This is a genomic window from Methanoculleus sp. MH98A, assembly GCF_000691865.1.
Taxonomy (GTDB): Archaea; Halobacteriota; Methanomicrobia; order Methanomicrobiales; family Methanoculleaceae; genus Methanoculleus.
In genome coordinates, this window is record NZ_JMIO01000070.1 from 1 (window position 1) to 13,173 (window position 13,173).

Here is a 13,173-nt window from a genome sequence, read left to right on the forward strand (position 1 = left end):
GACATCTCACCTTGGATTGATCTGCCAGAAGATTTCCAATCGTCTAAATTCGCAACACTTTCGAAGATGAATGTATCCTGTCCCTTTGCGGTCAGAAAGAGAAGGCATGTATAGGTCGTGGCATTGGCAAATACCTGCTGATGACCAAAATGGACTATTGAACGAATGTGCCTGCCACATGCGATCAATTCTCGAAGCCCCTTACCATATTGGGCATTGAAGAACTTATGAGGGAGAATAAATCCCAAGTGGCCATCTTTATTCAGCAGTTTTAGTCCTTTTTCGACAAAAACTACGTAAATGTCATAGTTCCCTTTGTTTGCAGACTCATAGGTGCGTTTATAGATCTCCACCTCCATTGGCGCCCACTCCTTCATGGCCTGAATCCGCACATACGGCGGGTTCCCGATCACCGCATCGAACCCGCCCGCCTGCATGATGGCCGGAAACGCCCGGTTCCAGTCGAAGGCATTGATCCGGAAGATCGTCTCCTCGTCGTCGAGGGTCAACTGCACGTCGTTGTAGATATCCGGGCCGATCAGAGAGTTCCCGCACTTGATATTGTTGTGGAGCGACGGCAGGACCCGCTCCTGGGTGATCGTGAGCTGCTTGCCGATCCGCTCGGACTTCTCGCCCTCCAGCACCTTCAGGAGGAGCGAGAGTTTCGTCACCTCCACCGCCTGCGGGTCGATATCCACGCCGTAGATGTTGTTGAGGAGGATCCGCTTCTTCTCCTCCGTCGTCAGCCGCCAGTCGGTATCGGTCGCCTGGTAGACCGGGAGGAAGTACTCGTCCCCCCGCTTCTTCTTACCGCGGCCCTTCTTCACCGGCGCGGGTTTTGCCGGCAGGAGTGTGAGCACCGCCGCGTCGGTCACCTTCGCCCCGCCCGAAAGAAGCGGCACCAGGTTGTCCATGTACCACGCAAGGTGCCAGTCGAGGAGGTGCTGGTAGGCGCCGAGGAGGAACGACCCCGAACCGCAGGCCGGGTCGAGGACGTGGAGGCCGGCGACCGCCTTCGGGTCCTTCCCCGCAACAAGGTTCCCGACGGTCTGCTTCACGATGTACTCCACGATGTAGGTCGGCGTGTAGAAGACCCCGCCCGCCTTCTTCACCTCCGGCTTCTCCTCGACCTTCGCCTGGTGCCCGGCCGTCAGGCGGATGACCTTCCCCAGGAACTGCTCGTAGACCTGGCCGAGGATATCCGCCGGGAAGACCGAGAACTCATAGGGCGAGTCCGGGTAGTAGAGGTGGCCGATGATCTGCTTGAGCACCTTATCGTCGATGGCAAGCGAGAGCGTCAGATTGTCCGGCTCTTCTTCCCAGCCGGTCTCCGCAGTGAAATGAAACAGCCCGGAGTTGTACCGATCGTCGGCATACCGGAAAAGTCCCTTCAACTGCTCGTAGATATCCTTCCCGGCGGCGATCCGCTTCAGCTGCCCGTACTCCTCGATCCCACGGTCCTCGCAGATCCGCAGGAAGATGATCCGGTCGATCGTCTTCTGGACCGCCGCGTTCAGTTCTCTGACCGAGAGCTCCCTGTTCCGGAGCGCGATGTTCTTTGCGAGGATATCCCGCCACCCCTCGATCTCCGCGAGGAAGGCGTCGTCGATGCCGGCGGTGCCCTTCCCGCCCTTCTTCTGTTTCAGGCTCTCGACGTAGTCATCGTACCCGCCGGTCAGGATGCCCTGCTTTGAGAAGATCGCCGCGATCTCGTCCCATTTCTCGATATAGTCGGTGTACCGGTAGTAGCCAATCCTTTTTGCCGAGGCCATGTCCTTCAACGAAGGCTTCGCCGTGCAGTCGTAGACGATAAACTCCTCGAAGTCCGTGAGCAGGCTGACCGGCAGTTTCGCGCTCCAGGCGTACCGGCGCACCTGGTAGGCGGGCTCCGGGTTTTCCTTGAGGTTCACGGCGGGCTTCTTCGCCTCGACGAAGAACTTCCGCATGCCGCCGATCCGGAACGAGTAGTCCGGCGCTTTGGTGGACGCCTCCACCCTGACGGTATCCTCGTGGATGACGTCCTTGTAGCGCTCATCAAGCCCTGAGCGGTTGTTCACATCCCAGCCGAGGGCCTCGAAGAAGGGGTCGATGAACTCCTTTCTGACCTGGAACTCGTTGTAGGACGGAGACGTGTATTTCGTATAGTACTGGTCGAACCGCTTGACCAGATCGACTATTTCGGGTGGGGCGGGCATGGCGATCAATGGAATATAGAAAGGAGGCAGCCATTAGGGTTTGCATTTATTCACGCCGCCCGGCGGAGCGGGATACTGATTTTATCGTCAGCCGGAGGCCGCCAGCTCCAGTCCCTCCTTTACCCCGCTCACTGAGTCGCACCCGCCGGTCTCGGCCCCGGCAAGAAGGGTGTCCGTCAGAGCCCCGTTGCTTGCTGCAGCATCCGCTGTCTCGTGGGTTATCCGGGTCCTCGCGTCCTTCGCAGGCTCACGGTGCGTTCCGGGCTTCCACTGTCCTCGTCTCCTCCCGCCCGATGCAGACCCTGACCGGCACCCTGCCTTCGAGCGATGCTGCGACCGGCGAGCGCCGGTAGCCGTGGTTTACGAGTTCCTCGATCAACTCCTGCGACGCGTCGGCATCCACCCGGACGGTCAGGCGGATCTCCGCTAATCCCGGTCGGAGATCGCCAATGTTGAGGAACCCCCTGAGATCGAGGTCGCCCGCAACATCGATCTCGATCGAATCGACCTCGATCCCGTCTTCCGCCGCGCTGTAGGCGATACCGGTCGCGATGCAGGCGGAAAGCGCCGTCAGCATAAGTTCCGTCGGGCTTGGGCCCTGGTTCTTCCCGCCGAGGACGGCCGGTTCGTCGGCCGGGACGGCGAAGTTCCGGACGATCGTGGTGGAGTGGGCGCCGCCGTTCCAGCTCGTGATGCAGGAGAGGGTTCTTCGCCCGATCCTCGGCTCTTTCTGCATCGCCTCCTTGAGGACATTCACCTGCTCGATATTGACTCCGTTTCGCCCGTTCATGGTCGCTCCCCTACATCAGACGATCGGTTCCGACGGCCGTCCCGTCGATCGCACGAGCCGCACCATCTCGTCGGGATCGGTCGTCGGGATGTCGCAGGCGTAGTTGGTGCAGACGTATGCCGTCGCCTTCCCCTCGATCATCACGATATCCCGGGTAAACCAGGCTACCTCCACGATCTCCGGCTCCTCTTCGTCGGAAGGACGGAAGATGACGACGGCATCGGGCGCGTAGTGCGACCGGATGGCGCCGATCATCGCTCTCGTATCCTCCGCGTCCGGAACACCGGATATGATCACCTCGAAGTTCGGCCCCAGCATGAACTCGAGGCCGGTGAGGAAGTGGGAGCAGGCGGTAGGAGACTCGCTGACGGTTCCGGCAAAGACGCGCCGTATCCGCTCCGCCGTCTCCTCGAGTTCGAGGTTCGCCGTCATCCGGCCGAGGGCGAAGAGGGCATGCATGGCCACGCTGTTGCCGGAAGGAATCGCCCCGTCGTAGACCGGTTTCTGGCGGACGGGGATGTCTGCGCCGTCCGGCGCGAAGAAGAACCCTCCTTCGTTGCAGTCCCAGTAGCGGGCGATGAGGTCCCGGGAGAGGTCGACGGCGGTCTTGAGGTGACCGGGGACAAACGACGCCTCGTAGACCTCGATGAGCGCCCAGATCATGAACGCGTAGTCGTCGAGGGTTGCCGCGAGGCCGGCCTCGCCGCCCCGGTAGCGGTGGAGGAGCCGCCCGTCCTGCCCGCGAAGTTTGGTGAGGACGAACGCGGCCGCCTTCTCCGCCGCCGCCAGGTAGTCCGGTTCGTCGAAGACCCGGGCCGCTTTCGCGAGGGCGGCGATCATGAGGGCGTTCCAGTCGGTGAGGATCTTGTCGTCCCTGCCCGGGCGGACTCGCCGCTCCCGGGCCGTAAGAAGTTTCTGCCGCCCCTCCTCCACGGACCACACCAGATCGTCTTCCGAGGTTTCGAACTCGTGCGCCCAGGATGCGAGAGGCCGTCGCAGGCGGAGGATGTTCCTGCCCGTCCTCTTCCCCCCGGGCTGCTCCCGGTAGTTCCCGGGCTCCGTGACGTTGAAGATCCGCGAAAACCGCTCGCCATCCTCTTCCCCGAGAACGCCGAGGATCTCGTCCTTCGTCCAGAGGTAGAACTTCCCCTCCTCGCCCTCGCTGTCGGCGTCCTCCGCCGAGTAGAAGCCTCCGCCCGGATCGGTCATGTCGCGCAGGACGTAGGTGATCGTCTCCCGGGCGGTTCTCGCGAACTCCTCTCTCCCCGTCGCAAGGTAGGCCTCCGTATACGCCATGACGAGGAGCGCCTGATCGTAGAGCATCTTCTCGAAGTGCGGGACGAACCACTCCGTGTCCGTCGAGTAACGGTGGAACCCATAGCCGATCTGGTCGAAGATCCCGCCCCGCCGCATGGCGTGCAGCGTCTTCTCGACCATCGTGTATGCCGGCTCCTTCCCGGTCCGGTTCCCATACCGGAGCAGGAATATCAGGTTGTGCGGCGTGGGGAACCTGGGTGCATCCCCGAACCCCCCGTTCTCCCCGTCGAAGACCCGGAAGAAGGTGTTATAGGCTTCGTCGAGGACCGCCTCGTCGAGTTCGCCCTCCTCCGTCGAGGTTCTCGCCGCGTTCTGCAGCGCCTGGATGACCTGGTCGCCGGCGTTCTCGAGCTCCTGCCGCCGGGTCTGCCAGACCTTGCTGATCCGGGGGATGAGATCCAGAAGGCCGGTCATCGCGTAACGGCTCTCCTTCGGGATGTAACTCGCCGCAAAGAAGGGTTTTTTGTCGGCGGTCATGAGGATGGTGAGCGGCCATCCTCCGGCCCCGGTCAGCGCGTGGGCGGCCGCCATGTACACCTGGTCGATATCCGGCCGCTCCTCGCGATCCACCTTGATGCAGACGAAGACGTCGTTTAGGAGTTTCGCGACCTGCGGGTCGGCGAACGACTCTTCCTCCATGACGTGGCACCAGTGGCAGGCCGAGTAGCCGATGGAAAGGAATATGGGTTTCCCTTCCTCCTGCGCCCGTGAAAACGCTTCCTCACCCCAGGGATACCAGTCGACGGGGTTACGGGCGTGCTGGAGGAGGTAAGGACTCTGTTCGTTGATCAGCCGGTTCGGTGGCGATTCCTCTTGCATTGGCGCTTCCGGGTCGTATCCGCGTGCCGGGTTCATATCCCTGACGTGCGGATGCTGGCTAATAAAGGTGACTCCTCCCTGTGCAGGGAGCGGCCCGGGAGTGCGAATGCCTATCTCCCGCTATCGGGGTAAAGGGCTCCCGGCGGCAAAAAAAAGACGTGCCTCGAAGGCCCTTCACTCCGCGATTGGGATCTCTTTCGTCTCCTCTGCGACCGGTTGCATGTAGGGGACATCCACGGCGAGCAGGCCGTTTCGGAACGTCGCCTTCGCTTTGTTGGTGTCGACCGGACAGCCGATCGCGTAGGTGCCGACGTAGCGGACGTCGCCGCGGGTTGCATCGATGGAAAAACTGGTCTCCTGCATCTTGAACGTGATATCCTTCTTATCGACCCCGGGTAGCTCGATCTCGATGTGAAGATTCTCTTCGTTCTCATCCGAGTAAGCGCAGACATAGGGTGCGACTCTCAACGCTGCCATCTCATAACCTCCTATTCGGCAACAGAGGTGCGGGGGTGCTATTTAACGTTTGCCTCCTGCCGTGACCTGGCCCGGGGGCGGCACCAACCCGCCGTCCCGGAGTGCGGGCGGCCGTACTCCGGGACGGAGGTTTTATCTTGCGCTCCTCAAGTATCATGCATGAGCGAGCGGTTCATCTTCACCCGGCACCGCACCCGCTGCTACCACTGCGGCGAGGATGCTGACCAGATCATAAAAGCCGTCTCGGCGCAGGCGCAGGTGATCTGCTCTGCCTGCGGGGCGACCCGGATATTCATCCCGCGGTTCGAGAACACCGGGGCGGTCGGAACCTGCACGCCGATCGGGCGTTACGATCTATGGACCCTTGAGGCCGACGGACGATGCAAAAATTGCGGGGTCGCGGGTCCGCACGACCTCGCGATCGGGTGCAACCACTTCACGACCCGGTGCCGCAACTGCGGCTACACGCACTTCTACCGGTTCAACCTGGAGTATATGGCGCAATGCCCCCTCGATGACGAGGGGGTCAGCGTTCCTCCCGAACCATAGCGATCGCCCCTTTCGGGCACTCGTTCGCGCAGATGCCGCACCCCTTGCAGTAGTCGAGGTCGATATTCAGTTCCTCGTCGATGACTCCGTCGGGGCAGTACTGGGCGCAGAGGCCGCAGGCGTTGCACGTCTCCTTGTCCACCACGGGCCGGAACGTCCGCCACGTCCCGGTCTTTCCCGACGCAGCCTCCTTCGGCCTGCTGAGCGCAAGTCTCTCTCTCATATCTTCAGCTCCTCATACGCCGCCCTGGCGACCTTCACGTTCCGCTCGTCAGAGAACATCTCCCGGATCGCCTGCTCCACCGAGGGGAGGGTGACGATGCCCATCTTCGCGAGCGCCCCGAGCACCGGGGTGTTCAGGATCGGGCTTCCCGCGACCACCAGGTTCTGTGCGAGCGCGATCCCGGTCAGGTCGACGTGACGGCAGGTTCCGTTGCACCCGGCAACCGGATGGGCGCTGTTTAAGAGAACCGTGCCGTCGGCCTTGAGGCCGTCCAGAACGTTCACCACGTCCATGATGCTCGTGTCAAGCACGATCACGAGATCCGGTTCGTGGATCTGGCTGTACACCTTGATCGGTTCGTCGTCAATCCTGACGAACGAGACGACCGGAGCCCCGCGCCGCTCCGCCCCGTAAAACGGGCAGGCGGTCGCGTGCTTTCCGTCCCTGAACGCCGCGAGGGCGAGGAGCTTCGCGGCGGTGACGCCGCCCTGCCCGCCCCGGGAATGGATCCTGATCTCATACATGGTCGCTCACCCCGAACCACATCTCCTCGCCCGGATGGCGGTTCCGGACAAAGTCCGCGATATCGTTGTAGGTGACCTCCTGGCCGCCGAGACCGGCGATCACGCTGTAGGGCTCGACGCCGGTCTTCGATTTGATCGAGTGCGCCACCACGCCCCCGAAGCCGAAGGAGTAGTCGCGGTCGATGACCACGACCTCCCGGCCGGCGAGATCGAGGTCCGGGAAGGGGCGGAACCAGCGCAGGCGCATGGATCCGGCCCTGATCCCCTCGTCGCGGAGACGGTCGATCGCCACCTCCGCCTCTTTGCCGAGCGTCCCCATCGCGACGACGACGACGTCGGCATCCTCGCACCGGTAGTCCTCGGTGGGGCCGTAGGAGCGGCCGAACCGCTCCGCAAACTCACGCTCGACTTCCGTGATCACGCCCCGGGAGTCGCGCATCGACCGCTCGATGTCCCACCGGAACCGGAAGTAGTCTGCCGGCCCGGTCATGGGCCCGTAGCCGAGGGGGTTTTCCGTGTCGATGGCGTGCGGGAGGTGGAAGGGCGGCAGGAAGTCGCCGATCTCCATCGTATCGAGCGACTGCGTGATGTGACTGAGCGTGAACCCGTCCAGGTTGACCATCACCGGGAGGAGAACCCTCTCGTCCTCGGCGATCTTGAACGCCATCAGGGTGGCGTCGTAGGCCTCCTGGACGGTGCCCACGAAGACCTGCAGCCAGCCCGTGTCGCGCTGGGAGAAGGCGTCGGTATGCTCCGCCCAGGTGTTCCACCCGGGCCCGAGGGCGCGGTTGACGTTCGCCATGACGATGGGGAGACGCGCGCCCGCGGCCCAGTGAACCATCTCGTGCATGTAGAGGAGGCCGTGGGAACTCGTCGCCGTGAACGTCCGGACGCCCCCGACGCTCGCCCCGATGCAGGCCGCCATCGCCGAGTGCTCGCTCTCCACCGGGATATAGCGGCTTTCAAGGTTGCCGCCGGTGACGTATTCGGCGATCTGCTCGACGATCTCGGTCTGGGGGGTGATCGGGTATGCGGCGATGACGCCCGGTTTCGCGGCCTTCACCGCGTCGGCCACCGCTCTGTTGCCGGTCGCTATCGTCAGCATACGCCTGCCTCCTCACGGGAGAGCCGCTGGATGTTCTGCTGCACCTGCTGGCGCATCAGGTCGAGGGTCTCGGGACTCAGGTTCTTGAACCGGCCCTGGCCCCTGATATAGTCCTCGAGCGGCGCGGGCCGCTTCATCGCCGCCTTCGACGGGCCGCTGATCGAGAGTTTCCCGAACTCGCGCTCGTAGAGAATCCACGTCCCCGTCTTCACGGCGAGTTTCCCCATCTCGACCGTCTTCTCCGTGGGGTAACGCCACCCCGGCGGGCACGGTGCGAGGATGTGGATGAACTTGGGCCCCTCGATCGAGAGCGCCTTCTTGACCTTCTTGTAGAGGTCGAGGGGGTAGGCGCTACAGGCGGTCGCCATGTAGGGCGGGTTGTGCGCCTCGATGATCCGGTCGAGGTCTTTCTTGGTCGTGGGCTTGCCGCCGGGGGTCGTGGTGGTGCGCGCCCCGAGCGGTGTTGCACCCGACCGCTGCATGCCTGTGTTGCCGTATGCCTCGTTGTCGTAGCAGATGTACAGGAAATTGGTGCCGCGCTCGAAGGCACCGGAGAGCGCCTGAATTCCGATGTCGACCGTTCCGCCGTCGCCCGCATAGACGATGACGTTGGTCTCCTTTCCTGCGGCCGCAAACGCCTCGCTCATGCCGGAGGCGCAGGCCGCGGATGCGGCGAACGCCACGTTGTAGACGGGCACGTTCATCGCCGTGGCGGGGTAAATCCCCTGGATGACGCTGGTGCAGCAGGCGGGTACGACCAGGACGGAGTCGGGTCCGGCGGCTTTGAGCACGTAACGCAGACACAGGGAAGAGCTGCACCCCGCGCAGGCGGACGTGCACTTATAGAGATACTCCTCCTTTGGAATCGCTGACAAATTGGTTACACTCCTCGCGTTTATATTTGTCATAGATTGTAATGAGGGTTTTTGCGATCCGTTCCCGGGGACCCGGTGGCCTTCCCGGGGAATGCCCGGCCGGAATGAAGAATGCGTCGAAGAACAGGCCCGGGGCGGCGTCCGGTTGAACCGGACACCTGCGTGCCCCGGCACTCACTTTCGTTCAGTCCCCGGCGTTCTGTCCCGGGGCGCGCCTCCTGCGCGCCATTTCCGGGCGAAACAGCCGCCGGATCAGGCCTGCGCAGCATTTCAGGCAGAACGGCGTGAAGAACCAGGCTCCCATCTCCATGAGGGGGAAGAGACCTTTGCGGCGTATCCGGTAACGGTAACTCTCGAGGTTCATCTTCATGTAGACCGGCGCGATCTCCTCAAACCACCTGCTTCTGGTGAGCCTGCCTTCGGCGACCGGCCGCGAGATCTCGGAAAGGAAGTTCAGGATCTCCTCACCCATCAGCCCCTCGGCGGGACGGGGTATGAAGTCGTCATCGATGATGAGCGGCGCCGTCTCATGCGTCCCGACGACGCCGTTCTTCTGCAGGTCGACCGAGAGCATGATCGCCTCCCGCGAGATGTTATGGGGCCAGCGCGGTTCGAACTGGAACATGCCGAGCGAATAGGCAATGAGGCCCCCGTGGTAGCGTTCGATCGCCTGCATGGTATGGGAGTGATGCCCGAGGATCAGGGTGGCCCCTGCATCGATGAGCCGGTGGGCAAGGTCGATCTGCTCGGGAGAAGGGTAGTAGGCCATCTCCGTCCCCCAGTGCAGCGAGACGGCAATGTGGTCGCACCGGCCTTTGAGCGATGCGATATCCTTGAGGATGTCCTCCTCGATCAGCCGGTTGACCGAGACCTCGCGCGATATGGCGAGTTTGCCGATCGTATAACCTGCAAACCCGATCGAGACGCCGTTCTTCTCGAGGATGACCGGTTCCTGCCGGTCTTCGGTCGCCGAGCCGCCAATGGCGACGACGCCCCGTCTCTCGAGTGCCTTCAGGGTGTTCCTGAATCCCTCGGCACCGAGGTCGCCGGAGTGGTTGTTTGCGACGCTCATGACGTCGAACCCGGCCTCCTTCAGGTGCCGGGCCGCATCCGGGCATGTGAAGATCACGTGGTGCTTTTCTGCGGGTTCTCCCGTATCCGAGAGGGTGGTCTCCAGGTTCCCGAAGAGGACGTCCTTCCCTTCAAGAAGGTGACGGACTCTCCCGAACGGGTATTGATAGTTCGCCGTCCGAACCCATATGTCTCCTACTGCAATTAACCTGAGTTTTTGCATGTTTCTCACACCGAAATGCCCGCGTGACCCAGCGGGAGTTCCTGTATCAGGAACTGGTACTTACCGCGCCGGGTGCGGGGAATCTCATCGACGAAGCAGATAGTGACGTCCACGTCGCCGTCGAATTTTCTGTCGAGTTCCCGGAGGATGCGTTCCGTGTCACGGTCGCTGTACCCGGGTTTTCTCACGATTCGTAGCAGAGCCTCTCCCTCCTTCTCCTGGTGAAACTGGAACTGTGCGACGTTGTCGAAGATGTCGGAGTGCATGTTTACCGCGGTCATCGATATGAACCGGCGGTTCTTCGTCACGATGAATTCCTGGAGCCTCCCCTCGACCCGCTCGAGCATCGGGTAGGCACGGCCGCAGGTGCAGGAGTCCGCCCCGAGAACCGCGACGTCCATGGTGCGGTACCGGATGAGAGGGCAGATGGGGTTTATGAGGCCGGTCGTGACCACCTCGCCCATGGCCCCCGGGCCCTTAACCGGCCGGCCGTCCCTCCCGATCAGTTCGACGATCCCGTATTCGGGGAAGATGTGATAGTGGGTGCTCTCCTCGCACTCCCCGGCAAGCACCGTCTGCTCGGAGTTGCCGTACCAGGAGAAGACGCGGCAGCCGAAGACCTCCTCGAGCAGGTCGCGCTGCCAGGGGTAGAGGTTCTCCGACCCGCAGAGGATGGCCCTGACGGTCGGGAACGGCTCGATCCCGTGCTCCTGCATGTATCGTGCTAGGATCGTCGCCACCGAGGGATACGCCTGGATGAACCGTGGCTTGAACCTCTTGATCCGGTCGATGTAGGCGGGAAGCGTCTCCTCGGTCATGTGATGGGAGGACATCAGCAGCCACCGGCCAAAGAGGGTCTTCTTCCAGAAGACGCCGTCTTTAGCAGACCCGACGATGTAGCCCCGGAGGACGACGCAGCGGTCGGCGAACCGGTAGCCGACGCGGTCCCACTGGGTCTTCATGAACGCCCATTCCCGGGCACGGGAGACCCCTTTCTCGTAGTAGAAGCCGACCGGGATCCCGGTGGAGCCGCCGGTGGTGACGTACTCGAAGGCAGACTCCGGGTAGTTCCGGGCTTTCAGGTCGGGGAGGTTGTTCTGGAGGTCCTCCCGGGTCAGGAACGGGAGGAGTTCGAGTTCCTCCGGGCCCCGGATGTCCTCCGGGACGAGACCGCGCTCCTGAAAGACCCGGCGGTAGTAAGGGACATTCTCGTAGGCGTGGTCGAGCAGGCGCGCGAGCGCCTGCGCCTGGTAGGCCGCGAGTTCTTCCCGGTTCCATTGCCGGGATTCCCGGAGGAGGGTGTAGGTCTTAATGTATGCAGAGTATGCGGGGAGGATGCACAGCGCCCTCGCGGTCACAGAATTCTCAAGCCGGAAAGCCCGCAATCCCCGATGATTCATCCGCACACCCATCGGAGTGCTCATACCCATACTTTGCATTAAACGTTTTGCTCACAGTAGGGCTGGACGGCACCGGCAGCACCATGAAGACGACCGGCTTCCCCGGACACCCGGCAGGTTCAGAAGAAGTTCTCGGAGTACGGGATCGCGATCAGATCCCGGTCGGATGCACGGCAAAAGTGTTTCAGGAACTCAGGAAAGAGATTTTTTTCCGGGATGATCACCCAGATGTCGGCATATGCACCCGAACCGTTGCCCTCCCATGAGCGGAACGAAACGTCGTCCATGGCGAGGAGGCGGAGTGCGACCATGCCCCTACCTCACGTGCTCCGGTATATAAAGATTTCCTGTCAGCGAGGCCGGGCTCGCCGCCCGGGTGGGGTGGCTGCGCCCGGCCCCGTGGCGACCGGCTGCGCGTTCCGGCGAAACCTCGGAAAGGTATATATGAATCCGGGGGATGATTAGAGGTCGCCGAGCCGCAGACTGCATGACAGCACCGGAGTGACGGAAGGGATGACAGCGATCAGAGTCGGGGACCGGGATACCTGGGATGCCTTCATCGACGAGAGCCCTTCGGGCCTCCTCTTTCATAAGTGGGACTACCTGCACCTGACGGCAAAACACACGAAGAGCACGCTCCTTGCCTACGCGATCTATAAGGGAGACGAACCACTCTGTGTATTCCCGCTCTTCTGGAAGCGGGTGCACGGCATCAACGCTGTTTTTTCACCACCGCCTCTCACGGTGATTCCCCACCTCGGGTGCGTGACGAGCGGGAAGTTCGGGTCGCTCAAGCGGAGCAAGAAAGAATCCCTTCTCGGGCAGATCGCGGAGGAGATTCGCGCGGAGCTCCTCGATCTCTCGCCGAACTACCTCTCGATAGCCTTCGTCCCGGGCTTTCACGATATACGCCACTACCTCTGGGATCGGTGCGATGCACGGGTCCGGTATACCTACACCATCGATCTGGAACGGCCGCTCGAGGATATCTGGAACAACCTCCACTACAAACTCCGCAGCAAGCTGAAGAAGGAAGCGAAAACAGGTCTCCGGCTGGAGAGATCCAGCGATGTCTCCACGCTCCATGCGCTCATCTCCGATCGTTACCGCGACCCGTCGCTCGACATCCCGCCGATCAGGCGCGACTACCTCGAGGATCTCGTGCGTGCCTACCCGGACCGGATAGGGGTCTACACACTCTACGATGCAGAGGACGAGGTCGCGGCCGTGGTGGCCGCCCAGGAGTACAAGCGGTTCCTGCTCTGGATGGGAACGCCGAAGATCGAGAGCGCTCACGCGGGGAACGAGTATCTCCAGTGGCTCCTGATCCGGCATGCACATGCCGAAGGCTACCGGACGTTCGAGAACATGGGTGCGAACAACCCCGATCTGGCCTTCTTCAAATCGAAGTTCAACCCCGATCTTGCGATGTACTTTGAGATCGAGAAGAAAGACACCTTCGGCGCGTTTTCCGAGTGGGCATACCGCTCCTTTGTGAAACGGTTGATGATGGCGACCGGCAGGGTTTAGGGTTTGCTGTCTCTCCCCCACGGCACCGGGCGAGATATGTTATCTCAAAAATCACTGTTCGGGACTCCCGATGCC

The 13,173-nt window shown here is 62.2% G+C and carries 13 protein-coding genes; 2 read left to right on the top strand and 11 right to left on the bottom strand.

From position 1 onward, the window contains the following. The 4 genes from EI28_RS09615 to EI28_RS09630 all read right to left on the bottom strand — a co-directional run. On the bottom strand, positions 1 to 2,195 hold a 2,195-nt coding region (locus EI28_RS09615), incomplete at its 3' end, for an Eco57I restriction-modification methylase domain-containing protein (protein WP_048114423.1). Positions 2,196 to 2,442: 247 nt separating this feature from the next. Further along, a complete protein-coding gene (locus tag EI28_RS09620) occupies positions 2,443 to 2,985 on the bottom strand; it encodes an OsmC family protein (protein ID WP_048114425.1) in 543 nt (180 codons plus the stop codon). Between the two features lie 15 nt (positions 2,986 to 3,000). Next, positions 3,001 to 5,157 (bottom strand): thioredoxin domain-containing protein, encoded by a 2,157-nt coding sequence (locus tag EI28_RS09625; protein ID WP_082223147.1) that lies wholly within the window; start codon positions 5,155 to 5,157, stop codon positions 3,001 to 3,003. Between the two features lie 138 nt (positions 5,158 to 5,295). Further along, on the bottom strand, positions 5,296 to 5,598 hold the full coding sequence (locus tag EI28_RS09630; protein WP_048114429.1) for an Hsp20/alpha crystallin family protein: 303 nt from the start codon (positions 5,596 to 5,598) through the stop codon (positions 5,296 to 5,298). A 159-nt stretch (positions 5,599 to 5,757) separates the two neighbouring features. Here EI28_RS09630 and EI28_RS09635 point away from each other — a divergent pair, with 159 nt between their 5' ends. Further along, positions 5,758 to 6,147 carry a hypothetical protein gene (locus EI28_RS09635; RefSeq protein WP_048114430.1) on the top strand — a complete coding sequence of 130 codons (390 nt, stop codon included), beginning with the start codon at positions 5,758 to 5,760 and terminating at the stop codon, positions 6,145 to 6,147. Here the strand turns inward: EI28_RS09635 and EI28_RS09640 are convergent. The 7 genes from EI28_RS09640 to EI28_RS09670 all read right to left on the bottom strand — a co-directional run bounded on the left by EI28_RS09640 (position 6,125) and on the right by EI28_RS09670 (position 11,879). After that, positions 6,125 to 6,370: a 4Fe-4S binding protein gene (locus EI28_RS09640; RefSeq protein ID WP_048114432.1), complete on the bottom strand. Its 246-nt coding sequence runs from the start codon at positions 6,368 to 6,370 to the stop codon at positions 6,125 to 6,127. The two genes, EI28_RS09635 and EI28_RS09640, sit on opposite strands and share 23 nt — an antisense overlap. Further along, a complete protein-coding gene (locus tag EI28_RS09645; RefSeq protein ID WP_048114433.1) occupies positions 6,367 to 6,894 on the bottom strand; it encodes a 2-oxoacid:acceptor oxidoreductase family protein in 528 nt (175 codons plus the stop codon). The genes EI28_RS09640 and EI28_RS09645 overlap by 4 nt, the downstream gene beginning before the upstream one ends. Next, on the bottom strand, positions 6,887 to 7,999 hold the full coding sequence (locus EI28_RS09650; RefSeq protein WP_048114434.1) for a transketolase C-terminal domain-containing protein: 1,113 nt from the start codon (positions 7,997 to 7,999) through the stop codon (positions 6,887 to 6,889). The genes EI28_RS09645 and EI28_RS09650 overlap by 8 nt, the downstream gene beginning before the upstream one ends. Beyond that, positions 7,993 to 8,907, bottom strand: a complete 915-nt coding sequence (locus tag EI28_RS09655; RefSeq protein ID WP_048114436.1) for a thiamine pyrophosphate-dependent enzyme — start codon at positions 8,905 to 8,907, stop codon at positions 7,993 to 7,995. The genes EI28_RS09650 and EI28_RS09655 overlap by 7 nt, the downstream gene beginning before the upstream one ends. A 151-nt stretch (positions 8,908 to 9,058) precedes the next feature. After that, the gene (locus EI28_RS09660) at positions 9,059 to 10,168 is read right to left on the bottom strand and encodes a CapA family protein (RefSeq protein ID WP_048114442.1); all 1,110 of its coding nucleotides are present in this window, start codon (positions 10,166 to 10,168) and stop codon (positions 9,059 to 9,061) included. Between the two features lie 5 nt (positions 10,169 to 10,173). Continuing rightward, complete coding sequence (locus EI28_RS09665) at positions 10,174 to 11,568, bottom strand: phenylacetate--CoA ligase family protein (protein ID WP_048114438.1); 1,395 nt, start codon at positions 11,566 to 11,568, stop codon at positions 10,174 to 10,176. A gap of 119 nt (positions 11,569 to 11,687) precedes the next feature. Then, a complete protein-coding gene (locus tag EI28_RS09670) occupies positions 11,688 to 11,879 on the bottom strand; it encodes a hypothetical protein (RefSeq protein WP_011845147.1) in 192 nt (63 codons plus the stop codon). 202 nt (positions 11,880 to 12,081) lie between these two features. Between EI28_RS09670 and EI28_RS09675 the strand changes: the two genes are divergently transcribed. Next, the gene (locus tag EI28_RS09675) at positions 12,082 to 13,098 is read left to right on the top strand and encodes a GNAT family N-acetyltransferase (protein WP_048114440.1); all 1,017 of its coding nucleotides are present in this window, start codon (positions 12,082 to 12,084) and stop codon (positions 13,096 to 13,098) included. Positions 13,099 to 13,173: the final 75 nt, after the last annotated feature.

Excerpts from the sequence above, each read along its gene's own strand:
- EI28_RS09620 (WP_048114425.1), bottom strand. The coding sequence starts at position 2,985 with ATGAACGGGCGAAACGGAGTCAATATCGAGCAGGTGAATGTCCTCAAG.
- EI28_RS09625 (WP_082223147.1), bottom strand. The coding sequence starts at position 5,157 with ATGAACCCGGCACGCGGATACGACCCGGAAGCGCCAATGCAAGAGGAA.
- EI28_RS09630 (WP_048114429.1), bottom strand. The coding sequence starts at position 5,598 with ATGGCAGCGTTGAGAGTCGCACCCTATGTCTGCGCTTACTCGGATGAG.
- EI28_RS09635 (WP_048114430.1), top strand. The coding sequence starts at position 5,758 with ATGAGCGAGCGGTTCATCTTCACCCGGCACCGCACCCGCTGCTACCAC.
- EI28_RS09640 (WP_048114432.1), bottom strand. The coding sequence starts at position 6,370 with ATGAGAGAGAGACTTGCGCTCAGCAGGCCGAAGGAGGCTGCGTCGGGA.
- EI28_RS09645 (WP_048114433.1), bottom strand. The coding sequence starts at position 6,894 with ATGTATGAGATCAGGATCCATTCCCGGGGCGGGCAGGGCGGCGTCACC.
- EI28_RS09650 (WP_048114434.1), bottom strand. The coding sequence starts at position 7,999 with ATGCTGACGATAGCGACCGGCAACAGAGCGGTGGCCGACGCGGTGAAG.
- EI28_RS09655 (WP_048114436.1), bottom strand. The coding sequence starts at position 8,907 with ATGACAAATATAAACGCGAGGAGTGTAACCAATTTGTCAGCGATTCCA.
- EI28_RS09660 (WP_048114442.1), bottom strand. The coding sequence starts at position 10,168 with ATGCAAAAACTCAGGTTAATTGCAGTAGGAGACATATGGGTTCGGACG.
- EI28_RS09665 (WP_048114438.1), bottom strand. The coding sequence starts at position 11,568 with ATGAATCATCGGGGATTGCGGGCTTTCCGGCTTGAGAATTCTGTGACC.
- EI28_RS09670 (WP_011845147.1), bottom strand. The coding sequence starts at position 11,879 with ATGGTCGCACTCCGCCTCCTCGCCATGGACGACGTTTCGTTCCGCTCA.
- EI28_RS09675 (WP_048114440.1), top strand. The coding sequence starts at position 12,082 with ATGACAGCGATCAGAGTCGGGGACCGGGATACCTGGGATGCCTTCATC.